This is a genomic window from Brachybacterium sp. J144 (assembly GCF_036321705.1).
In the GTDB taxonomy this organism is placed as follows: domain Bacteria; phylum Actinomycetota; class Actinomycetes; order Actinomycetales; family Dermabacteraceae; genus Brachybacterium.
This window is the reverse complement of record NZ_JAZDCG010000007.1, coordinates 43,156-64,313: the sequence shown is the minus strand read 5'-3', so window position 1 is coordinate 64,313 and position 21,158 is coordinate 43,156. Positions and strand designations below refer to the sequence as shown.

Annotated in this window: 23 protein-coding genes and 1 tRNA gene; 10 read left to right on the top strand and 14 right to left on the bottom strand. The window is 73.8% G+C overall.

The genetic code is table 11. The features are described 5' to 3' along the window. Positions 1–34 precede the first annotated feature (34 nt). From V1260_RS04560 to V1260_RS04550, 3 genes are read left to right on the top strand one after another with little or no spacing between them, the layout of a single operon-like run. The gene (locus V1260_RS04560) at positions 35–1,051 is read left to right on the top strand and encodes a methionine ABC transporter ATP-binding protein (protein ID WP_329745612.1); all 1,017 of its coding nucleotides are present in this window, start codon (positions 35–37) and stop codon (positions 1,049–1,051) included. After that, the gene (locus tag V1260_RS04555; RefSeq protein WP_329745611.1) at positions 1,051–1,743 is read left to right on the top strand and encodes a methionine ABC transporter permease; all 693 of its coding nucleotides are present in this window, start codon (positions 1,051–1,053) and stop codon (positions 1,741–1,743) included. The genes V1260_RS04560 and V1260_RS04555 overlap by 1 nt, the downstream gene beginning before the upstream one ends. A 35-nt stretch (positions 1,744–1,778) precedes the next feature. Further along, on the top strand, positions 1,779–2,624 hold the full coding sequence (locus V1260_RS04550; RefSeq protein WP_329745610.1) for a MetQ/NlpA family ABC transporter substrate-binding protein: 846 nt from the start codon (positions 1,779–1,781) through the stop codon (positions 2,622–2,624). Here V1260_RS04550 and V1260_RS04545 read toward each other — a convergent pair. Beyond that, the gene (locus tag V1260_RS04545; protein WP_329745609.1) at positions 2,608–4,731 is read right to left on the bottom strand and encodes a S9 family peptidase; all 2,124 of its coding nucleotides are present in this window, start codon (positions 4,729–4,731) and stop codon (positions 2,608–2,610) included. The genes V1260_RS04550 and V1260_RS04545 overlap by 17 nt on opposite strands. 34 nt (positions 4,732–4,765) lie before the next feature. Here V1260_RS04545 and V1260_RS04540 point away from each other — a divergent pair, with 34 nt between their 5' ends. Both V1260_RS04540 and V1260_RS04535 read left to right on the top strand, forming a co-directional pair. Further along, positions 4,766–5,524 (top strand): universal stress protein, encoded by a 759-nt coding sequence (locus V1260_RS04540; protein ID WP_329745608.1) that lies wholly within the window; start codon positions 4,766–4,768, stop codon positions 5,522–5,524. A gap of 64 nt (positions 5,525–5,588) precedes the next feature. Then, positions 5,589–5,675 (top strand) — tRNA-Ser (locus V1260_RS04535). Positions 5,676–5,723: 48 nt separating this feature from the next. Here the strand turns inward: V1260_RS04535 and V1260_RS04530 are convergent. Together V1260_RS04530 and V1260_RS04525 are read right to left on the bottom strand one after the other, a co-directional pair. Beyond that, positions 5,724–5,996, bottom strand: coding sequence for an HPr family phosphocarrier protein (locus V1260_RS04530; RefSeq protein ID WP_329745607.1), 273 nt, complete (start codon positions 5,994–5,996; stop codon positions 5,724–5,726). Positions 5,997–6,127: 131 nt separating this feature from the next. After that, positions 6,128–6,880, bottom strand: coding sequence for a hypothetical protein (locus V1260_RS04525; RefSeq protein WP_329745606.1), 753 nt, complete (start codon positions 6,878–6,880; stop codon positions 6,128–6,130). 38 nt (positions 6,881–6,918) lie between these two features. Between V1260_RS04525 and V1260_RS04520 the strand changes: the two genes are divergently transcribed. Together V1260_RS04520 and V1260_RS04515 are read left to right on the top strand one after the other, a co-directional pair. Continuing rightward, positions 6,919–7,593 carry a TetR/AcrR family transcriptional regulator gene (locus V1260_RS04520; RefSeq protein ID WP_329745605.1) on the top strand — a complete coding sequence of 225 codons (675 nt, stop codon included), beginning with the start codon at positions 6,919–6,921 and terminating at the stop codon, positions 7,591–7,593. Further along, on the top strand, positions 7,593–8,276 hold the full coding sequence (locus V1260_RS04515) for a hypothetical protein (RefSeq protein WP_329745604.1): 684 nt from the start codon (positions 7,593–7,595) through the stop codon (positions 8,274–8,276). The genes V1260_RS04520 and V1260_RS04515 overlap by 1 nt, the downstream gene beginning before the upstream one ends. A gap of 4 nt (positions 8,277–8,280) precedes the next feature. On the opposite strand, the gene V1260_RS04510 is transcribed toward V1260_RS04515, so the two are convergent. After that, complete coding sequence (locus V1260_RS04510; RefSeq protein WP_329745603.1) at positions 8,281–8,715, bottom strand: SufE family protein; 435 nt, start codon at positions 8,713–8,715, stop codon at positions 8,281–8,283. Continuing rightward, positions 8,712–9,617 (bottom strand): sulfurtransferase, encoded by a 906-nt coding sequence (locus V1260_RS04505; RefSeq protein ID WP_329745602.1) that lies wholly within the window; start codon positions 9,615–9,617, stop codon positions 8,712–8,714. The genes V1260_RS04510 and V1260_RS04505 overlap by 4 nt, the downstream gene beginning before the upstream one ends. Positions 9,618–9,727: 110 nt before the next feature. Here V1260_RS04505 and V1260_RS04500 point away from each other — a divergent pair, with 110 nt between their 5' ends. Beyond that, complete coding sequence (locus V1260_RS04500) at positions 9,728–10,150, top strand: VOC family protein (protein ID WP_329745601.1); 423 nt, start codon at positions 9,728–9,730, stop codon at positions 10,148–10,150. Here the strand turns inward: V1260_RS04500 and V1260_RS04495 are convergent. Genes V1260_RS04495 through V1260_RS04485 form a run of 3 tightly spaced genes read right to left on the bottom strand, consistent with a single transcriptional unit; the run spans position 10,095 to position 12,762 of the window. Further along, positions 10,095–11,117 (bottom strand): asparaginase, encoded by a 1,023-nt coding sequence (locus V1260_RS04495; protein ID WP_329745600.1) that lies wholly within the window; start codon positions 11,115–11,117, stop codon positions 10,095–10,097. The two genes, V1260_RS04500 and V1260_RS04495, sit on opposite strands and share 56 nt — an antisense overlap. Continuing rightward, positions 11,114–12,250: a methyltransferase domain-containing protein gene (locus tag V1260_RS04490; protein WP_329745599.1), complete on the bottom strand. Its 1,137-nt coding sequence runs from the start codon at positions 12,248–12,250 to the stop codon at positions 11,114–11,116. Before V1260_RS04490 ends, V1260_RS04495 begins: the two co-directional genes overlap by 4 nt. A 2-nt stretch (positions 12,251–12,252) precedes the next feature. Then, the gene (locus V1260_RS04485; protein ID WP_329745598.1) at positions 12,253–12,762 is read right to left on the bottom strand and encodes a DUF3817 domain-containing protein; all 510 of its coding nucleotides are present in this window, start codon (positions 12,760–12,762) and stop codon (positions 12,253–12,255) included. A gap of 42 nt (positions 12,763–12,804) precedes the next feature. On the opposite strand from V1260_RS04485, the gene V1260_RS04480 reads away from it, so the two are divergent. After that, positions 12,805–13,455 carry a GOLPH3/VPS74 family protein gene (locus V1260_RS04480; protein ID WP_329745597.1) on the top strand — a complete coding sequence of 217 codons (651 nt, stop codon included), beginning with the start codon at positions 12,805–12,807 and terminating at the stop codon, positions 13,453–13,455. Here the strand turns inward: V1260_RS04480 and hrpB are convergent. Then, entirely contained in the window at positions 13,445–15,850 is a 2,406-nt protein-coding gene (gene hrpB / locus V1260_RS04475; RefSeq protein WP_329745654.1) for an ATP-dependent helicase HrpB, read from the bottom strand. The two genes, V1260_RS04480 and hrpB, sit on opposite strands and share 11 nt — an antisense overlap. Then, positions 15,847–16,341: a hypothetical protein gene (locus tag V1260_RS04470; RefSeq protein WP_329745596.1), complete on the bottom strand. Its 495-nt coding sequence runs from the start codon at positions 16,339–16,341 to the stop codon at positions 15,847–15,849. The genes hrpB and V1260_RS04470 overlap by 4 nt, the downstream gene beginning before the upstream one ends. Before the next feature lie 33 nt (positions 16,342–16,374). On the opposite strand from V1260_RS04470, the gene V1260_RS04465 reads away from it, so the two are divergent. Next, a complete protein-coding gene (locus V1260_RS04465) occupies positions 16,375–17,064 on the top strand; it encodes a hypothetical protein (RefSeq protein WP_329745595.1) in 690 nt (229 codons plus the stop codon). 16 nt (positions 17,065–17,080) lie between these two features. Here the strand turns inward: V1260_RS04465 and V1260_RS04460 are convergent, their stop codons facing one another. The 4 genes from V1260_RS04460 to V1260_RS04445 form a co-directional block, all read right to left on the bottom strand. Next, a complete protein-coding gene (locus tag V1260_RS04460) occupies positions 17,081–17,674 on the bottom strand; it encodes a DinB family protein (protein ID WP_329745594.1) in 594 nt (197 codons plus the stop codon). A gap of 232 nt (positions 17,675–17,906) precedes the next feature. Further along, on the bottom strand, positions 17,907–18,506 hold the full coding sequence (locus tag V1260_RS04455) for a DUF4352 domain-containing protein (RefSeq protein ID WP_329745593.1): 600 nt from the start codon (positions 18,504–18,506) through the stop codon (positions 17,907–17,909). 89 nt (positions 18,507–18,595) lie between these two features. Then, positions 18,596–19,558 carry a bile acid:sodium symporter family protein gene (locus V1260_RS04450; protein WP_329745592.1) on the bottom strand — a complete coding sequence of 321 codons (963 nt, stop codon included), beginning with the start codon at positions 19,556–19,558 and terminating at the stop codon, positions 18,596–18,598. A 62-nt stretch (positions 19,559–19,620) separates the two neighbouring features. Continuing rightward, positions 19,621–21,129 (bottom strand): glutamate--cysteine ligase, encoded by a 1,509-nt coding sequence (locus V1260_RS04445; protein WP_329745591.1) that lies wholly within the window; start codon positions 21,127–21,129, stop codon positions 19,621–19,623. Between the last annotated feature and the right edge of the window lie 29 nt (positions 21,130–21,158).

Below are 21,158 nucleotides of genomic sequence, written 5' to 3'. Positions count from 1 at the left end.
GCGACGAGCGGGGACGGGTGCTTGACTTCCCAGCGTGATCACACTCGACCGACTGACCAAGGTCTTCCCCGCTCCCGGCGGCGGAGACCCCGTCGTCGCGCTCGGCGGTATCGACCTCCACCTCGACGCGGGACGCATCCACGGCATCGTCGGCCGCTCCGGCGCCGGCAAGTCCACGCTCATCCGCTGCCTGACCGGGCTCGAGAAGCCCACGTCGGGCCGGGTCGAGATCGACGGCACCGACATCGCCGCCCTCGACGGCGCGGCCCTGCGCGCGGCGCGACGGAACATCGGCATGGTCTTCCAGCACGCGAACCTGCTGGACTCCCGCACCGCCGCCCAGAACATCGCCCACCCGCTCGAGATCGCGGGGGTGCCCCGCGCCGAGCGCGAGCGTCGCGTCGCCGAGCTGGTCGAGCTCGTCGGCCTCAGCGGCCGCGAGCAGAACCACCCCGCGCAGCTCTCCGGCGGGCAGATCCAGCGCGTCGGCATCGCGCGCGGCCTCGCCGCGGAGCCGAAGGTGCTGCTGTGCGACGAGCCGACGAGCGCCCTCGACGGCGGCACCACCCGCCAGATCCTCGGCCTCCTCGCCGACCTGCGCGAGCGCCTCGGCATCACCGTCGTGATCATCACCCACGAGATGTCCGTGGTCCGCGAGGTGTGCGACACCGTGACCCTGCTGCAGGACGGCACGATCACGCAGACGGGCGACCTGATCGACGTCGCCGCCGATCCCCACGGCCCCCTCAGCGCCGAGCTGATCCCGCTCCCGCCGGCCCCCACCGGAATCGACGCCCTCGTCGTGAACTGCGACTACGGCGACTCCGAGCGCTTCCGCACCACCGAAGACCTGATCCGCCTCGCCGAGTCCTACGAGGCCGAGGCCACCCTGGTCGCCGGCACGATCGAGACGATCAGCGGCCGCCAGGTGGGCCGGGTCCAGCTCGCCCTGCGCAACCGCTCCGGCGCCCCCATCTCCCGCGAGGGGCTCGACGCCTTCCTCGCCGAGCTCCAGGCCGCCGGCGTCGTCACGAAGGAGGTCACCGCGTGATGGAGTGGCTCGACAACCCCGTCTTCACCACCTGGGACTCCAACACCTCCCTGTGGTCCAACACGCTCATCACCCTCTACATGACGGTGGGGACCATGCTGTTCTCCACCCTGATCGGGGTGCCGCTGGGCCTGCTGCTCTTCGAGACGTCCCGCGCCCGGGGAGGCGTCGCCGCCTGGGTGAACCGCGTGGTCGGCTTCGCCGTGAACGTGGGCCGCTCGTTCCCGTTCATCATCCTGATCATCGCCCTGATCCCCGTGACCCGCTTCGTGGTGGGCCGCGTGACCGGGCCGAACGCCGCGATGTTCGCGCTCGCGATCTCCGCGATCCCGTTCCTCGCCCGCCTCATCGAGATCAACCTGCGCGAGATCTCCGCCGGGAAGATCGAGGCCGTGGCGATGATGGGCGCGACCCGCTGGCAGATCATCCGCCAGGTGCTGCTGCCCGAGGCGCTGCCCGGCATCATCGGCTCGCTCACCACCACCACGATCGCCGTCATCGGCTACACCGCGATGGCCGGCACCGTCGGCGGCAAGGGCCTCGGCGACCTGGCCATCCGCAACGGCTACCAGAGCTACGACGACGTCGTGATGATCGCGACCGTGATCGTGCTCGTCGCGATCGTGATCGTCGTCCAGGCGGCTGGCACCGCCCTCTCCCGCGCCGTCGACCACCGCGCCGCGGCCCGCTGACCCACCCCCCACCCCTCATCGAGAAGGACTCACCCATGGCACCGATCACCCGCCGCACCACTCTGCTCGCCTCCGGCGCCGGCCTCGCCGCGCTCGCCCTCGCCGCCTGCGGCGCCGGCGGGTCCGAGGGCCCGACGGAGGAGGACGGCGTGACCACGATCCGCATCGGCGCCTCCCCGGCCCCGCACGCCCAGATCCTCACCTTCGTGAAGGACAACCTGGCCGCCGACGCCGGTCTCGCGCTCGAGATCACCGAGTACACCGACTACCAGATCCCGAACCAGGCGCTCGCCGACGGCGACATCGACGCGAACTTCTACCAGACCCCCGCGTTCCTCGAGGGACAGATGGAGGAGAAGGGCTTCGACTTCTTCGCCTTCGAGGGCGTCCACGTCGAGCCGCTCGGCGTCTACTCGGAGACGCTCACCTCGCTCGACGAGCTCGAGGACGGCGCCGAGGTCGCGATCGCGAACGACCCCACCAACCGCGGTCGCGGCCTGGACCTTCTCGCCGCCAACGGCCTGATCACCCTCGCCGACGGCGTCGCCCCGACCTCGGCGACCACGGGCGACATCGCCGAGAACCCGAAGAACCTGCAGTTCACCGAGCTCGAGGCCGCGCAGATCCCGCGCTCCCTCGGCGACTTCGCGATCGCCGTGATCAACGGCAACTACGCCCTTGAGGCCGGCCTGAACCCCGCCGAGGAGGCGCTCGTGATCGAGGCGGGCGAGGGCAACCCGAACGCGAACATGATGGTCGTGCGCTCGGCGGACGCCGAGAACGAGGCCCTCGTCGCCCTGGACGGCCTGCTCCACAGCGACGAGGTCCGCTCGTTCATCGAGGAGACCTACACCGACGGATCGGTCATCCCCGCGTTCTGATCGGCTCCGTCGCCGCGAGCTGGTCCAGCAGCCAGGCCAGTTCGTCGGCGCGCTGCTCCCACTTGCGGTAGCGGCCGGAGCGGCCGCCGTGCCCCGCGACCATCTCGCAGCGGAACACGATCGGCCGCTCCGCCGGGTCCGAGGTGACCGTCTCCCGTAGCTGGGCGACCCACTTGGCGGGCTCGACGAAGAACACGCGGGTGTCGTTGAGCGAGGTCGAGGCGAAGATCGCCGGGTACTCGGCCGCCCGGACGTTCTCGTAGGGCGTGTACTCCTTCATGTAGGCGTAGACCTCGGCGCTCTCGACGGGGTTGCCCCACTCCTCCCACTCGCCGACGGTCAGCGGCAGCGAGGGATCCAGGATGGTGGTCAGGGCGTCCACGAAGGGCACCCCGGCGATGATCGCCCGGAACCGCTCGGGGGCGAGGTTCGCGACGGCGCCCATCAGCAGACCGCCCGCGCTGCGACCCTCCGCGCCGAGCCGTGCGGGATCCACGATCCCCGCCTCGGCCAGATGCGCCGCCGCCGCGACGAAGTCGCTGAAGGAGTTCTTCTTCTCGAGCAGCTTCCCGTGGTCGTACCAGGCGCGGCCCATCTCGCCGCCGCCGCGCACGTGCGCGATCGCGACCACCACCCCCCGGTCCAGGAGCGAGAGGCGGGTCGGCACGAACGACGGGTCGATCGAGACCTCGTAGGAGCCGTAGCCGTACAGATAGCCGGGGGCCGTGCCGTCGGGGGCGACCTCGCGGCGGGAGACGACGCTGAGCGGCACCCGAGTGCCGTCGGCGGCCGTGGTCCACTCGCGACGCTCGACGTAGAGCGAGGGGTCGTAGCCCGGCACCGGGGTGACGCGCAGGATCTCGGTGGTCCCGGCGGCGACATCCCGCTCGGCGACCGTGGGCGGGGTGAGCAGGCTCGTGAGCTGGTAGCGGACCGTGGTCTGCTCCCAGTTCGGGTTCGAGTCCAGCTCGACGGTGTCCAGCTCACCGCCGTGGGTGAGGTCCTCGGCGCTCTCCACGAGCAGCGAGCCGTCGGCCGCACGGGGGATCAGCCGCACCGAGGCGAGGCCGCCGCTGCGCAGCTCGAGGGCGACGAAACCGGCGAAGGACTCCACCCCCAGCAGGCGCTCGCCCTCCCCGGCGGTCATCAGCACGCGCCAGGCGGTGGGATCCTCGAGCGGCGCCTCGGCGAGGGCGAAGCCCTCCGCGCCGTCGTTGTGCACCACCAGCAGCCGGTCGCCCGCCCACTCGATCGCATAGTCCACCCCGTCGCGGCGGCCGCCCGCGGGACGGGGCGGGGAGGTCGGGTCCTCGAGATCGACCAGCCAGGCCTCGGCCGTGGTCGACGAGGAGGACTGCAACACGAGCGCGCGGCCGTCGCGCGAGCGCTCGAACCACACGGTGAAGCGCTCGTCGGACTCCTCGAGGACGAGCACATCTGTCGCGGGATCGGCGCCGATCCGGTGCCGCCACACCTGGTGCTGGCGCCAGGCGTCGTCGACCCGGGCGTAGAACAACCACTGCTGATCCGCGGAGAAGGCGAGGCCGTAGCCGACCCCGGTCACCGCCTCGTCGAGGATCTCCCCGCTCGCGAGGTCCTTGACGCGCACGGTGAAGCGCTCGTCGCCCGCGGTGTCCACGGCGTAGGCGAGCAGGTCGTGGTCGGGGGAGGGGACGAGGCCGCCGAGCGAGTAGAACTCGCTCCCGGCCGCCTCGGCCTGCGCGTCCAGCAGCACCTGTTCCCCGTCGAGCATCTCGCCCGGGGCGACCTCGGGCCGGGACCCCGCGTCGCGCACGCGGGTGTAGCGGGGGTAGTCGTCGCCCGCGGTGGTGCGGGTGATGTACCACCAGTCGCCGCGGCGCACCGGCACCGACAGGTCCGTCTCCTGGGTGTGCCCGACGAACTCCGCGACCAGCGCCTCCCGCAGGGCGCCCAGATGTGCGGTGCGGGCGTCGGCGTAGGCGTTCTCCGCCTCGAGATGCGCGATGACCTCCGGGTCCTCCTTGTCGCGCAGCCACTCGTAGGGGTCTGCGACCACGTCGCCGTGGGCGTGGCGCTCTGTGGGGCGGCGGGCGGGACGGGGTGCATCGGGAAGGACTGAGGTCATGGGCGGGAGCCTACTGGCGGCGTACCCTGGGTGCATGAGCGTCAGCGACATCGTCGTCGGCTACGACGACACCCTCGCCTCCGCGGAGGCCGTGCGCTGGGCGGCGGATCTCGCCGCCGCCACTGGGACCCCGCTGCGGATCGTCCATGCCTGGTCGTGGCCGCTGCTGGGCGACGAGCTGACCGGCATGCCGACCCTCGCGGCCGCCGGTCCCCACAACCAGGCGCAGCGGCACATGGACGAGGTCGCCGACGAGGTCCGCTCGCACGTCGCCGGGCTGGAGGTGCGCGCAGAACTGGTCCCGGGCGAGCCCCGCGAGGTGCTCTCGGAGATCGCCGCCGACGCGTCCCTGCTGGTGGTCGGCACCCGCGGCCTGGGCCGGGTGCTCGGCCTGCTGCTCGGATCGGTCAGCCGCGGGCTGCTGCACGAGACGGGCTGCCCGGTCGCGATCATCCGTTCGGCCGAGCATCGCGCCGGCCCCGTGCTGGTCGCCGTCGACGGATCGCCCGTGAGCGGCCGGGCCGAGCAAACCGGCGCACGTCTCGCGGCCGCCTGGGGCGCCCCGCTGCGCCGCGTGCACGTCGCGGTCCCCGGTGCGGACCGCGGCGGGATCCCGGACGGGGTCGAGATCCTCCCGGCGCGGACCGTCCCGGACGGTCTGCTCGATGCGGCCGCGGGGTCGCGGGTGCTGGTGATGGGGCATCGGGGCGCCGACGAGACGGCCCTCGGCTCGGCGGCGCATGCGACGGTGCTGCACGGCGTGGGCAATGTCGTGGTGGTCCGCGGCGAGTGATCTGACTCGCCCCCGCCCGGCTCCGGTTTGAACAGGAGGTGGAGGGGCGGTTACGCTGTCCGGCGGTAGCGTGTCCGAGCGGCCGAAGGTGCATCACTCGAAATGATGTGTGGTGTCAAAGCCACCGCGGGTTCAAATCCCGCCGCTACCGCCCAGGTGATCGACGGGCCCCGGTGAGAACCGGGGCCCGTCGTCGTCCTCAGAGCGCGTCGTCGAGATTCCTCTCGAGGAGCGCGACGAGCGCGTCGAGGGACTCCTCGGCCCCCTCGCCCTCCGCGCGCAGCGTCACCTCGTCGCCGTGGCCTACGTTCAGGGTGAGCAGCATCAGGATGCTCGAGGCCTTCACGGCGGCGGATCCGGCGGTCTCGATCGTCACCTCGGCGCTCTGCTCGCTCGCGGCTTGGGAGAAGATCGCGGCGGGCCGGGCGTGGAGCCCGCTCGTGCTCGCGATCCTCACGGTACGTTCTGGCATCTCACACGCCTCTCCGGTCGGTCGGACCCAGGGTAGCGCCCCCGTCCCGTCCCAGCGGACCCGGCCAAACGGACATCCGACCAGAAAAGCTATCTCGGTGGGCCCACGAGCGGTTACAGTTCGTTCGTGCGTCAGGGGTGGCGCGGCGGGCCGAGGGCCTCGCGGCCAGCAGGGCTGAGGGCGAACCACGCGATCATGTCCCGCCCCGGGGTGCGCCCGCCGAGCCCTCCCCAGGTCCAGGCCACGTGCTCGAGGACGTCCGCCAGCGGCAGCTCCCAGGCGCGGAACGCGCCGTCGACCACGAAGCCCGCCCGCAGCTCGCCGCGCGCGAGCATCCGGCCCAGCAGCAGCGGTCCCCGGACGGCGAACTCCTCGTCCTCGAGCGCCCCCGCCGCGGCGAGCACCTCGACGACCTGCCCGGGATGGAAGGGGCCCTCCCGGCCCAGCTCCGCGAGGCGCTCCTCGATGCTGCTCGGCGTCGACCGGGAGAACTCGTCGATCCGCTCCGCCGTCGCGAAGCGCGGCGCGCCCGCCGCCACGGCGCGGGTCTCCCCGTCGTCGTCCACCGCGAGCAGCGCGCCGTAGGGGCCCTCGAGCGACCAGCGTGGCGCGACGACGAGGCGGCGCCGGCCCTCCAGGGCGACCCACAGCTCCTGGCCGACGCCGATCCCCGCGCCCGCGATCCGCGCCCCCACGACCCGGGCGTCCCGCAGGCCCACCGGGTCGCCGTCCAGTCGCTGGATCCGGGCGTGCAGCACCGCCCCGCGCTCGGTCACGGTCCAGGTCCCGCGCGCCGCCACCCGCGTGTGCAGGACCGTCTGCCCGACGAGGCCCCGCAGCAGCGGGGGATCGGGCGGGATCGCGGAGGAGAGGAAGGAGCGCACGCGACGCATCCTCTCTCACCCCCGCCTACCATGGGGCCATGACCGCCACAGAGGGCCGCGCCCCGGATCCGCGCCCCGCCAGGACCCGCGCCGCCATCTTCGCCGCCGCGCGCGATCTCACCGTGGCCGATGGGGAGATCACCGTGAACGCCCTCGCGAAGCGGGCCGGGGTGAGCCGCGCCGGCTTCTACAGCCATTTCTCGGGGCTCGACGACCTCATGGGCGGCATGCTCGGCACCATGTTCGACCGGCAGCAGGAGCGGGGGCGCGAGCTCGCCGCGGCCGGCGGCACCACCCAGGAGATGGTCCAGGTCGCGGCCGCGACGATGGTCGCCTATGTCGCCCGGCACCACGCCTTCCTGCGCGGCGCCCTGGAGTGGAAGTTCTCCCACCGCACCTACCTGATCCTCGTCGGGACCCTCGCCGACCTGCACGTCGTCGCCCTCGACCGGATGGGCGACGTGGTCCCGCTGGACCTGCCCCACGAGCGGATCGGGCGCTACTTCGCGGGCGGCTCGCTCGACCTGCTGATCCAGTGGCTGGTCGAGACCGAGCCCGCCGCGCGCGCCGGGGAGGACCTCGACCAGCAGCCCCTGCTCGAGGCGATCCTGCGGCTGCTCCCGAGCTGGTACACCGGCCTCGGTCCCGAGGACCCGATACCGCAGGACCTCGCGAGCACCGAGTTCCTCGACGAGCCGCCGGGCCGGGAGTGATGATGCGCCTGACCCCGCCCGCCTCCCCGCGGGACGCGATCCTCGCCGACGTCCGCGCGGTCGTCCCCGACCTGCCGCGGGGTGCCGACGCCGCCCAGGTCGTGCGCCGCGCCCACCGCCTCGTCCTCGATGCCGCGGTCGACGAGTTCGCCCGCGAGGGCACCGAACTGGTCGACCTCCCCGACGGCTGGGGTCGCGCCGAGCTGCTCGCGGCGGACGTCGCCGCGGACCCGGCCGTGCGCGCCGTCTTCGACCAGGTGGTCGCCTCGCTGGTGATCGCCCCGAGCACCCTCGCCCGGGACGACGCCCTGGCCCTGCGCGACGGGGACTACGCGGCCGATGCCTACGGCTTCTCGCTCGAGACCGCTGCGGACCTCGCCTCCTACCTCCTCTCGCGGGCCTGGGCGATGGCCCCCGGCGGCACCGAGGAGGACTTCCTGGCCCGACAGGCCGAGCTGCTGCGCGGCGCCGTGCGCGATCGGCTCGAGCGCCTCGTGCGGGTCCCGCTCGAGCTGCGCACGGCGATCGCGCGGCACGAACAGGTCGAGTCCAGCGCGCTCGCCGCGCGGCATCCCGCGCCGGCGGAGCCCGCCGAGCGGTTGGATCCGGCCGCGCTGCGTGTCGCCCGGCAGGAGCTGAGTCGCGCCGCCGCGACCCTGTGGCGGCTCAGGCGGCGCTCCTGACGGCCTAGAGGCCGGCCTTCTGGGCCAGCTGCCGCTTGATCCGGGCGAGCATGCCCGCCATGCCGTTCAGCCGCAGCGGGCTCACCACCTCGGCGAGACCCAGCTCGCTCGTGACCGTCTCCGGGATCTCGAGGACCTCGCCGACGGTGCGGCCGTCGAGCGCCTCGGCGAGGATCGCCGCGAAGCCGCGCGTCGTGGGCGCCTCCGGCGGGGCGGAGAAGAACAGGTGCGCGGTGGCTCCGCTCCCGGTCCCCTCCACCTCGGTGATCAGGAAGATCGGGGACTGGCACTCGGGCACCGGTTCGAGCAGCTCGGGATGCTCCGCGTAGCGCTCGGGGAGGGCCGGGAGGGAGTTCGCGAACTCCAGCAGCAGCTGCAGCCGGTCCCGGCCGGTCAGCGCATGGAAGTCCTCGGCGATCTCGGCGAAGGCGGCGCTCATCGGGCCGGTGCCTCGCCCGGCTCGGTGCCGCGGGCCACGGGGACGCGCACGGCGTTGCCCCACTCGGTCCACGAGCCGTCGTAGTTGCGGACGTCCTCGAAGCCCAGCAGGTACCGCAGCACGAACCAGGTGTGGGAGGAGCGCTCGCCGATCCGGCAGTAGGCGATGACCGGCTGCGCGGCCTCGAAGCCGAGCTCGTCGCGGTAGATCGCCTCGAGGGCGGCGCGCGGCTTGAAGCGGCCGTCCTCGGCGGCGGCACGGGCCCACGGCACGGAGCGGGCGGTGGGGATGTGGCCGCCGCGGAGGGTGCCCTCCTGCGGGTACTCGGCCATGTGGGTGCGCTCGCCGGTGTACTCGGCGGGGGAGCGGACGTCGATCAGCTGCCCGCCGAGGAACCCCAGCACGTCCTCGCGGAAGGCGCGGATCGGGGCGTCGGCCCGCTCGATCACGGGGTACCCGGAGGTCGGCGCCGGCGTGCCCTCGTCGGAGGTGGTCATCTCGCGGCCCTCGGCCTGCCAGGCGGCCCGGCCGCCGTCGAGCAGGCGGACGTCGGGGTGGCCGAAGAGCTCGAGGACCCACAGGGCGTAGGCGGCCCACCAGTTCGACTTGTCGCCGTAGACGACCACCGTGGTGTCCCGGGTGATGCCGAGGCGGTCCATGAGCGCGGCGAAGCCCTCGCCGTCGACGTAGTCGCGGGAGACGGGGTCGTTGAGGTCGAGATGCCAGTCGACCTTCACGGCGCCGGGCACGTGGCCGGTCTCGTACAGCAGCACGTCCTCGTCGGACTCGACGACCACGAGCCCGTCGGCACCGAGGTTCTCGGCGAGCCACGCGGTGGTCACGAGCTTCTCGGGGTGGGCGTACTCCTGCAGGGTGGGAGTCGGATCGACGGGAACGGCCACGGCGGGGCCTCCTTCGGGGGTCGAGGACGGACCCCACCAGTCTGTCACCGCGCGGCCCCCGATGGTGAACGGGACTTCCCAGGGCGCGACGCACCTCCTACGGTGGCCCCATGGAGAACCTGGATGAGGGCCCCGTCGTCCCCACTCTCGACCTGATCGTCCTGGACTGCCCCGATGCGATGGAGCTCGCGACCTTCTACGCGAAGCTCCTGCAGTGGCAGATCGAGGAGGGCTCCGACCCGGACTGGGCCACCCTCTCCCCGCCGCGCGGCGGCATCACCCCCGAGAACCCCGACGGCGAGGCGACCCTCGCCTTCCAGCGGATCGAGGACTATGCGCGTCCCACCTGGCCCGGCGGGAAGCACCCGCAGCAGTTCCACCTCGACCTCTCGGTGAGCGACATCGAGGCGGCCGAGCCGCGGGTGCTGGCCCTCGGCGGCAGCGTGCACGCCGAGCAGCCCTCCGCCTCGGGCAGCTTCAGGGTGTACCTGGACCCGGCAGGGCACCCGTTCTGCCTGGTCCGGCATCCCTGAACGCCCCCCGCACGTCCTGCACCCCGGCGGCGAGCAGCAGCTGCAGCAGCAGCCGCGCCTGCGCCGGGGGCAGGAAACCGGCCATCACCGCACCGGCCGCCAGCAGGTCCACCTCGCTGCCCGGATAGGCGTAGTGGTGCTCGGAGGTGCCTCCCGTCGCGATCCGCGTCGCGACCACCACGGGGATGCCCGCCGCGAAGAGCCGCCGGATGCAGTCCATCGCCTCCGGGGCCACGTGCCCCATCCCCACGCCCGCGATCACCAGTCCTGCGATCGCGCCCGTCGGAAGGTGGTCGAGCAGGGCCAGGTCCTCGTCGATCCCCGCGATCAGCGCGGGGACGCGGGGCAGCGCGTCGGGCAGCTCGAGGTCGAGCGGTGCGGGTCGCGGCAGCGGGCGCTGCAGCAGCACCACGCGGCCGTCGTCGACCATCCCGACGGGGCCGACGGGGTGGGAGGCGAAGGCCGAGACGGAGCGCGAGGAGGCCTTGGTGACCTGGTCGGCGAGATGCAGCATCCCGTCGAAGACGACGAGCGGGCCGAGCCCGCGCGCCGCGGGGTCCGCGGCCGCGATCAGGGCATCGCGCAGGTTCGCGGGCCCGTCGGCCCCCGGGGCGCTCGCCGGGCGCATCGCCCCGGTGATCACGAGCGGCGCCTCCCGGTCCCACAGGCGCGAGAGGGCGAAGGCGGTCTCCTCGAGGGTGTCGGTGCCGTGGGTCAGCACGACCCCGACGGCGCCGTCGTCGACCGCCGCCCGCGCCTCCTCGAGGACCCGCCGCCAGTGGTGCGGGCGGAGGTCGGAGGAGGAGGTGTTGGCGAGCTGTCGCGCCGTGACCCGCAGCCCGTCCACCGCGGTCGCGGCGAGGCGCCGCCCCGCCTCCGCGTCGGGTGCGGCATGGCCCCCGCCCGCGGACTCGGTCATGAAGATCGTCCCGCCGAGGGTCAGCAGGAGGACGTGGGGCTCGCTCATGGGGCGCTCCTTCGGCGCAGGCGCACGATCGCCTCGGCGTGCGCGGTGTGCGGGAACATGTCGACGTACCGCCCGGCCGTGATCCGCAGGGACGGCATCGCCGCGAGGTCCGCGGCGAGGGTCGTCGGGTTGCAGCTGGAGTAGACCACGTCCGGGACGCCGCTGTCCTCGAGCCAGGCGGAGAGCCGCGGGCCGAGCCCGCGCCGCGGCGGGTTCACCACGACCGCGTCCGGCACGCCCTCGTCGATCGCCCACTGCGTCGCGTCGGCGACCAGGAAGCGCGCCGCGACGCCCAGCTCGGTGGCCGCCTCGCGGGCCCCGTCGATCGCCTTGGCGGAGACCTCGACCCCGGTCACCTCCGCCTGCGGCAGAGCCCGGGCCACGTGCAGGGCGAAACCGCCGAGCCCGCAGTACAGGTCCCAGATCCGCGCGGCGGGCGCGAGATCGGCGAGCCATGCCGCGCCCTGGCGGTACAGCTCGCCAGCGACCTCGGTGTGGGTCTGCAGGAAGGAGCGGGGCCGCGCGTGCAGCACCACGTCCCCGGTGCGCACGGCGACGGAGGACGCGCCCCACAGCGGGATCTCGCGCGCGCCCTCGACGGCGGTGGTGTGCTCGGGATGGAGGTTCGCGCTCACCGAGACGACGGAGCGGTGCGCGTCCAGGAAGGCGGGCAGATGCTCGCGGATCCGCTCCAGGCTCGCCTCGCTGCGCAGCACCAGCCGCAGCAGATGTTCCCTGTCCGGGGAGGCTGTGACCAGGACGTTCTTGATCTCGCCGCGGCGTCGGGCCACGTCATAGGGCGGCACCTGAGCGCGCCGGATCAGGGCGCGCACCCCCTGCAGCACCTCCTCGACCCCGGCGGGGTAGAGCGGGCAGTCGCTGAGGTCCGCGCCCTCCTTCTGCCCGGGGAGGGTCAGCACCGGATCCTGGGCGGTGCCCCCGACCGCCATCTTCCCGCGGGCGCGGAAGCCGGACTCGGCACCGACGATCGGCGGCCCCCACACGTCGCCGTCGGCAAAGGGGGCGAGCAGATCCCGCACCCGCGCCCCGCCGTCCTGGACCTGCCGGGCACGCGGCAGATCCAGGAGGGTGCACGAGCGGCACTCCCCGGCCTCGTAGTGGGAGCAGCGCATGCTCAGGCGAACCACTCGGTGGGCGGCCCCGCCATCAGCAGCAGCGAGAACACCACCGCGATCACCACGAGCGCGACGAGGCCGGCCAGGAGCGGTCGACGCAGGGCGAGGGCCACGAGGCGTTCGGGGAGGGTGCGGCCGTCCTCGGCCCGCAGCCGCCAGCTCTCGGCGAGCAGCCCGCGTCGGCGCACCCACCGCTCGAAGGGCAGCGTCAGGTAGGGCACGAAGGCCGAGCCGATGCCCAGCAGCAGATCCGCGGGCCGCCAGCGCTGGTCGATCGCGACCAGCACCGTCACCACCACGTAGGCGAGGAACACGAAGCCGTGCAGGCTGCCGCCGATCCGCACCATCACCTCCGTGGCGTGCAGGCCGTACTTGAGCAGCATGCCGAGCAGCAGCAGGGTCCAGGTGACCATCTCGGCGAGGGCGAGGGTCCCGTACAGGCGGGAGGGGGTGGAGAGCAGGCGCATGATGTCCTCGGGGAGTCCTCGGTCGGGGCGGGGGTCGACCATCGCATGATGCCAGCTCCCGCTGTGCCCGTGACGATGGACCGCATGCCTACGACGACCATCCCTGCCGAGCTGTTCCTCCTGCTGACCACGGACGCCGGGCGGCAGGACTCCACCCAGCACCGTCGTGTCGCCCTCGCTGCCGCGGCCCTCGCCGAGCTGGCCCTGCGCGAGAAGATCACCCTCACCGAGGAGCGGCGGCCCCGGGTCGAGGTGGTGGACACCGCCTCGACGGGTCTTCCCATCATCGACCAGGCCCTCGGCGCGGTGACCGAGCTGCGCCGCACGCGTCTCGCCGCCGTGATCACCCATCGCTCCCTCGATCTCACCGAGGTGATCGGGGCGTCCTTCGCCGCGGAGGGCGTGGTGGTCCGCAAGGACGGCTGGTTCACCACCACCTGGCCGACGCACGACGACACCGTCGAGACCTCCCTGCGCGCCCGGCTCGTCGCCGCGCTCGAGGACCCGCGTCGGGCGAGCGTCCAGGACGCCGTGCTGCTCGAGATCCTGCGCGCCCTCGGCATCGCCCATCGCATCCTCTGCGAGGACCTGCCGGGGGTGGGCCGGCGCGACCTGGAGCGTCGCATCGAGGCGCTCGACGTGGACGTCCCGGTGGCGGACGCGGTACGCCGGGTGATCCAGGAGTACCAGGTCGCGATGCAGGTGGCGACGCAGGCCGGGGCCGTCAGCTCGTGAGCGGGTCCTCCGGCCACGAGTGCTTCGGGTAGCGCCCGCGCATCTCCTTGCGCACCTGCTGGTACGGCCCGTCCCAGAAGGAGTGCAGGTCGTCGGTGACGGCGAGCGGCCGACGGGCCGGCGAGAGCAGGTGGAAGAGCACCGGGACCCGGCCGCGCACCAGGCGCGGGGTCTCGGAGAGCCCCAGCACCTCCTGCAGGCGCACCGCGACCACGGGGCGCTCGCCGAGCGCGTAGTCGACCCGCTGCCCCGGGCCGAGCCGGGTGGGGACCAGCTCGTCGAGCGCGGCCGCCTCGGGCCAGGGCAGCAGCGAGCGCAGCCCCGCGAGCAGGTCGACCTGCTCGAGCCGGGTGGTGCGGGCGGAGACCTGCGGGGCGAGCCACTCCTCGAGCCGCCCCTCGAGGGAGGCGTCGTCCATCGCGGGCCAGGGCGCCCCCAGCTCGCGGTGCAGGAGGTCCAACCGGGCCCGCAGCGAGCTCGCCGCCTCGCTCCAGCGCAGCACCCCGAGGCCGCCCGCGCGCACGGCCCCCAGCACGGCGGGGACGGTGTCCTCGGCGCGGGCGCCGACGGGGGTGGAGGACAGCTCGATCGCGCCCAGGCGGCGCACCTGCCGCACCCGCACCGCCCCGTCCTCGAGCCGGGCGATCCGCTCGGTGCGCAGCAGACCCGCTCCGGCCGCGAGCGCGGCCTCCTCGGTGAGCGCCGCGGCGGCCCGGACCACCGCCCCGGTGCCGTCGGCCGCGCGGCCCTCCGCCCGCTGCACCTCCCAGACCGCGACCCAGTCGTGGCCGATCAGCCCGCTGCCCTCGGGGAGGGCGGCGCGGGTCCCGGAGGCGAGCAGCAGGCTGCGGGGGCCGACGCGCCGCGCGATCCGTTCGGGTCGCGCGCGGGCGAGCAGGTGGCCGTCGGAGACCGGCTCGCCCCCCGGGGCGAGGCGCTCGAGCCGGTCCGCCTCGCGCCGCCAGGCCTCGGGCCGCTCCCGCCGCAGGCCGCGCAGCAGGGCGTCGAGGTCCCCGCCGTCGGGCCGCTGGTCGCCGGAGACGGTCGCGACCACCTCGGCGGCCTGCCGGGCGCTGCCGCCGCGCAGGGCCCGCGCCTCCCGCACGCCGACGGGCATCCGCGCGACGGCGGTGCCCTCCGCGGTGGGGCGGCCGTCCGCGTCGACCAGGTCCAGCGCGCGCAGGGTCTCCTCGGCGGCGGTGATCTCGGCGACCGGCGGCGGCGTGAGCAGGGCGAGGCCCTCGCCGCGCGGCGTCCCCCAGCAGGCGAGCTGCAGGGCGGCGTCGGTGAGGTCGCTCGTGGTGATCTCGGGCGGGGAGTGCGCGGGCATGCCGGCGAGGTCCGTCTCGGCGAGGACCCGCACCGCGCGGCCCGGACCCTGGCGGGCGGCGCGGCCCGCGCGCTGGGTGAGGGCCGCATGGGAGGCGCTCACGGTGACCAGCCCCGACATGTCGCGGCCGCGGTCGCGGCGGACCTCGCGGGAGAGGCCCGCGTCGATCACGAGGTCGACGCCGGGCACGGTCAGCGAGCTCTCGGCGAGGGCCGTGGAGACGACGATCCGGGGCGGGTCCCCGGGGGACCGACCGCCGGTTGCTCGGTCCTGCGCCGCCGCGGGCAGGCGCCCGTGCAGGGGCAGCACCTCGGTGCCGGGGCCGACGAGCTCCCGCACGCGGCGGACGGTCTCGTCGACTTCCCGCACCCCGGGCAGGAAGACCAGGGCGTCGCCGTCGGTGCGGGTCCGGGCGACGACGCCGGCGAGATGCGCGAGGTACTCGCGGGTCACGCCGCGGGCGTCGAGCCGCAGGGCGGGGGAGGGGGCGTAACTGATCTCGAGGGGGTGCAGGGGGCTCGGCACCTCGACCACCGGTGCGCCGCCCAGCAGCGCGGCCACGGCCTGCGCGTCGAGGGTCGCGGACATCGCCCCGACCAGCAGGTCCTCCCGCAGCAGCCGAGCCTCGGCGAGCATGCCGAGCAGCAGGTCCGTCTCGAGGGACCGCTCGTGCACCTCGTCCAGGAGCACCGCGCCGACGCCGGGCAGCGCGGGATCGGCGAGCAGCCGGCGCAGCAGCACCCCGGGGGTGAGCATCTCGATGCGGGTGTCCGCGCCGACGCTGCGCTGCCCGCGCACGGTGAAGCCCACCCGCTCGCCGATCCGGCCGCCGTCGAGGGTCGCGAGGCGGCGGGCGGCGGCGCGCACCGCGACCCGGCGCGGCTGCGTCACCAGGGTGCGCCCCTCGACCAGGTCGGCGACCAGCGGCGGCAGCAGCGTGGTCTTGCCGGTTCCGGGCGGTGCGGTGACCACGAGCGCCCCGGTGCGGGCGGCGGCGAGGAGCTCCGCGCGCGCGGCGGAGACGGGGAGCCCGGCGCCGATCCGGTCGAGGTCGAACACGCTCAGTCGATCAGGTCGAACTCGACCTGCTGGGTGTCCGCGCAGACGCTGGTCACGGAGAGGGTCCAGCCCTCCACCGCGACGGTCTCGCCGAGGGTGATCGCCTCGACCTGCTGCGCCTCGCCGTCGCCGACCACGACCTCGAGGAGGGCGTCGTCCCCCTCGATGCCGGTCGCGGTGACCGTGAGGCCCTGCCCGTCGCGCTCGGGCAGCGCGGGCGTCGCGGGCGTGCCCACCTCGGCGAAGTAGGCGCCCTCCCCGGTGCAGGCCGAGGGCGGGGCGAAGCCCTCGGGCGCGGGGGTCACGGCGATCGGCGCGGGCGGCTGGGTGGTCGCGCCCCCGGCGTCGGAGGCAGCGGGGGTGGTCGTCGGCTCCTCCGTGACCGTCGGCGCCTCGGCGACGGTGGACTCCGGAGCGGGGGCCGGTTCCTCGGCGGAGCAGGCCGCGAGCAGAAGCGCGGCGAGGATCAGGACGGGGAGGCGGGAGTCTCGGAGCACTCGCACACCCTACGGCGTGCCACCATCGTGCTGATGCCCGCGACCCCGCCCCGTCCCACGCCCCGCGCCCTGCGCGGCCGCGTGGATCCCGCGCGCCGCGTCACCCCCGTCGACTGGAGCCCACCGCGTCCGTCGGAATCACAACCAGCACCGCCCCCGGCACCGCCGCAGGCGGAACAGCCGCAGCCACCGCAGCCACCCCAGCCACCGCTCCCGGTCCTCCCGCCGCTCCACCTCGACGAGGAGGCCGTCCGCACCGTCGGCGTCGCGGGCGTCACCCAGGAGCGGCTGGTCCTCGTGGTCGCGGATCCCGAGGACGCCTGGACCGCGGACGCCGGGGCGAGCGATCACTTCCTGCGCGGTGACCTGGTGGTGCAGGTGCGGCGCATCGACAACGCCGTGATCGGCCTGTTCTCCGCGCGCTACGCCCTCTCGGTGCGACCCGAGGAGTACGAGCCGGCCCTGGACATCGCCGAGACCGCGGCGGGGCCGAGCGCCCGCGGCGGCCGCGGCACGCGCCACCCCACCTCGCGCCGGGAGCTGCTGCGCCGGATGCAGGAGGCGGGGTTCGTCGTCACGCCCGGCTCGACCCACGGCCGGGTCACTCATCCCGAGCATCCGGGACTCGCCGTGCCCTTCGCCTCGACGCCGTCGGACCGGCGTTTCACCCGCCACGCGGTCGCCCAGATCCGCCGCGTGTTCGGCATCGACCTGCGGCGCTGACGGCGAGGCCGGGGCCTCAGAAGCGGTCGGCGATCTCGCGCAGGCGCTGACGGTAGGCCGCGACGTCGTAGTCCTCCCCGGGGAGGTTCGTGCCGTTCCGGCGCAGTCCGGCGGACTCGTCGATCAGTTCGCGGAGGATGTCCGCATGGCCCGCGTGGCGGGCGAGCTCCGCGGTGACGTGCACCAGGATCCGGTGCAGGGTCACCGGGTTGCCGTGCTCGCCCCACCAGGGGACGTGTCCCTCGGCCTCGAGGGGCAGCTCGCGGATCGTCGCATCGACGATCTCGCGCACCTGTGCGTACAGCTCGAGCACCTGCGCGGCGCTCTGCTCGGGGCCGACGACGAAGTCCGCCTGCGGGTCCGCGTCGACCGCGGCGACGTCCTCGAGCCCCTCGAGCGCGGGGAGGGGACGGGAGAAGGTCTCCCCGAAGTACCCGGCCTCGATGTTCGCGGCGTGCTTGACCAGCCCGAGCAGGGTGGTGCCGGTGGGGGTGCGGGGCAGGCGGAGATCCCGCTCGGACAGGCCCTCCGTCTTCCAGACGAGCGCGTCGCTCGCCTCGCGGAGATAGCGGTGGAGAGTGGCCTTGGCGTCATCGGGAGTGGTCGTCATCGCCCCAGTCTGCGCCGAGGGGTGACGGGCGGGCAGGGTCCGGACAAAAAGGTGCCCCGGCTCGTCCCCACGAGCCGGGGCCATCCCTTTCCCCCGCGTCGCCGGTGGTGTGGGACCCGCTTCCTCCTCAGTCGGCGGTCCCTCCGGTGACGCGATGGGATCAGTGAACACGGCGCTCCCTGGAGCGCACTGCGATGGTGCTGTCCGTTCCCTGGGAATGCTGGACCAGGGATCAGGAGACGGGCTGGCGGATCTCCTCGCCGAGGGTGCCCACCACGTCGGTGTAGGCGATCTCGGTGATGGTCACGTCCTCCGCGACGTCGACGTAGATCCAGCCGTACTGCTCCTCGCCCGCGGCCACCTCGGGGCCGGAGGACGAGAAGTTCCCGTAGATCGGGGTGTACGGGGAGCCGTCGGCGTCGTACAGGGTGAAGTCCGAGGAGGCGAAGCTCACCGAGGAATCGCCCTCGTTGTACAGCGAGATGTAGACGCCCACGTACTTGCCGTTGGTGCTGGTCTGGTCGCCGTCGTCGGTGGTGAGGGTGTTGCCCTCCGCGGAGTCCATCACCGCGAGGGTCACGGTGACCTCCTCGGCCGCCGTCGTCTCCTCCTCGGTGGTCTCCTCGTCCGTGGTCTCCTCGTCCGAGGTGGTCTCCTCCTCGGAGGTCGTCTCCCGGCCCGTCGAATCCGGATCCTCTCCGCGGTTCATGAACCAGATGCCGGCGCCGACGCCGCCCACCACGAGGACCAGCAGGGCGATGCAGCCGCAGGCGAGACCGATCCAGAGTCCGGTGCGGCTCTTGGGCTGCGGAGCGGGCGGGGTCGGGTACATCGGGGGCCTCCTCGGGGGACGGAATGCTGCGTGGGACCAGTCAACGGCACCGGGCGCCGGAACGCCATGGGGAGGACTCCCCGTCCGGCTCAGCGGGCGGTGCGCCGGTAGTAGAGCGCGAGCATGGCGCCGGAGAGGTTGTGCCAGATCGAGAAGATCGCGGCGGGCAGCGCGGCGGCGGGGGAGAAGGCGCTCGCGGCGAGGGTCGCGGCGAGTCCCGAGTTCTGCATCCCCACCTCGATCGAGGTGGTGCGGGCCGCGCGGACGTCCTGGCGCAGCAGTCGCGCCGCCCAGTAGCCGAGCAGGTACCCGAGGCCGTTGTGCAGCACGACCGCGAGGAGCACGATCGCGCCGGCGGAGACGATGGCCTCGGTCGACCCGGAGACCACGGAGATCACCACGAGCGAGATGCCCGCGACGCTGATCCAGGGCAGGGCCGGCAGGATCCGGTCGACGAGCTTCCCGGCCACCAGGCGGATCACGAGGCCGCCGATCACGGGCACGAGCACCATCTTCACGATCGACAGCGCCATGGCGCCCGCGTCGACGGGGAGATAGGACCCGGCGAGCCACAGGGTGAGCACCGGGGTGAGCAGCGGGGCCAGGAGGGTCGAGATCGAGGTCATCGTGACCGAGAGCGCGGTGTCCGCCTTCGCCAGGTAGCAGATGACGTTCGAGCTGGTGCCGCCGGGGGCGCAGCCCACGAGGATCACGCCGACGGCGAGCTCCGGCGGCAGCTGCAGCAGGATGCTCACGCCGAGGCCGATGAGCGGCATGATCACGAACTGGGCGACCACGCCGATGAGCACCGGCAGCGGGCGGCGCAGGACCAGGCCGAAGTCCGGGGCGGTCAGGGTCAGGCCCATCGCGAACATGATGACGCCCAGGTAGATGCTGGTGTGCGGGGCGAGGGCCTGGCCCACCGACGGGGCGAAGAAACCGATCGCGGCGGCGAGGAGGATCAGGGCGGGGAAGACTGTCACGGCGATGCGCGCGGAGCGGTCCTCGGAGGCGCGCGCCGTCTCGGCGGGCGCGGGGGCGGTGGTGGTCATGCCTCGCAGGGTACTGCTCTTTGAGACGGCATCCCGCGATGTGGACGGATCGTGGACTCCCGTCAGGCCCCGGCGGCGGGCGTCCGCGCCGGCACCGGCCACTCGTGCACCGGATCGCCCGAGTCCACCCCCGCTCGGTACCTCCGCGTCATCTCCGCGAGGGCCGTCGGCCGATCCAGGCCGCGCACCTCGAGGGAGGTGACGGTGTCGATCTGCCAGCGGGCGCCGTTGCGCCCGGTCCGCGCGCGGCCGGTGAGGATCCCCGCATAGCGCTCGACCACGTCGGCGTCCGCGCCGAGATCCCGGAGACCCTCCATGGCCTGCGGGATCAGCTGATCCAGGAGCAGATCGGCGACGCGCACGCGACCGGTCACGCGGGGCCAGCGGATCCGCGCCTCGAGGCCCCAGCGGGCGCACTGCTCGAAGGCGTCGGCCGCCTGCTCGAAGCTCATCCGCGACCACAGCGGCCGCCGCTCGAAGACCAGCGAGTGGAGGATCCCGTAGAAGAACGCGGCGTTCGCCGCCATGTCCGCGGGGGTCGGACCGGCGGGCAGCAGGCGGTTCTCGAGCCGCAGATGGGGGACGTCGGTGCCGGGATCGTAGATGGGCCGGTTCCAGCGCCACACGGTGCCGTTGTGGAGCATCAGCTCGTGCAGCCGGGGCGAGGCGCCCGGGGTCAGCAGGGGCTCCTCGGCCATCAGCCGCGACTCCGGGATGAGCGCCGGGAACAGCCGCACGTTCTCCTCGAAGAGGTCGAACATCGAGGTGATCCAGCGCTCGCCGAACCACACCCGGGGGCGCACCCCCTGCGCCGCGTACTCGGGCGGCCGGGTGTCGAGGGACTGCACGAAGGCGGGGACGCGGGTCTCGTGCCAGAGGCGCCGGCCCAGCAGGAAGGGCGAGTTCGCGGCCAGCGCGACCTGCGGGCCGGCGATGGCCTGCGCGGCGTTCCAGGCGGCGGCGAACTGCTCGGGCGGGACCTGCAGGTGGAGCTGCAGGGAGGTGCACGCGGACTCGGGGGCGATCGAGTCGAAGCTCGCCTCGAGTCCCCGGCCCTCGCCGTTGATGCGCAGGGCGATCTCCTCGCCGCGCGCCTCGAGAACGCTCGATTCGAGGGCCGCGTAGCGGTGGCCGGGGGCGCGCCAGTCTTCGCCCGCGAAGAGCTCCTCGGTGATGGTGGGGAGGTGGCCGACGGGGATCGCGCGGGCGCCGTGCTCGCGCGCGGCGGCGTCGACCTGGTCGAGCCGGGCCTGCAGGGCCCGCTCGAGGTCGGCGAGGCCGTTGCCGTGCGGGATCGAGACCGGGAGGTTCGCCTCGACGTTGTAGCGGCCGATCTCGTGCGTGAAGCCCTCGTCGTCGAGGGTGGCGAGAACCTCGTCGGCCGTGAGCGAGGGCGCCATGGTGGTGGCATCGGCGAGGTTCAGCTCGAGCTCGACCCCGATCGTGCCCTCGTCGACGAACTCGGCCGTGTCCAGGAACGTCTCGAAGAGGTCGAGGTTCCGTCGCAGGTCGTGGCGGTAGCGCGTGCGCTGACCGCGGGTGTATTCGGTCGAGCCGATCTCGCGTCCCATGCGGCACATCCTGACACGGGACTTAGAGT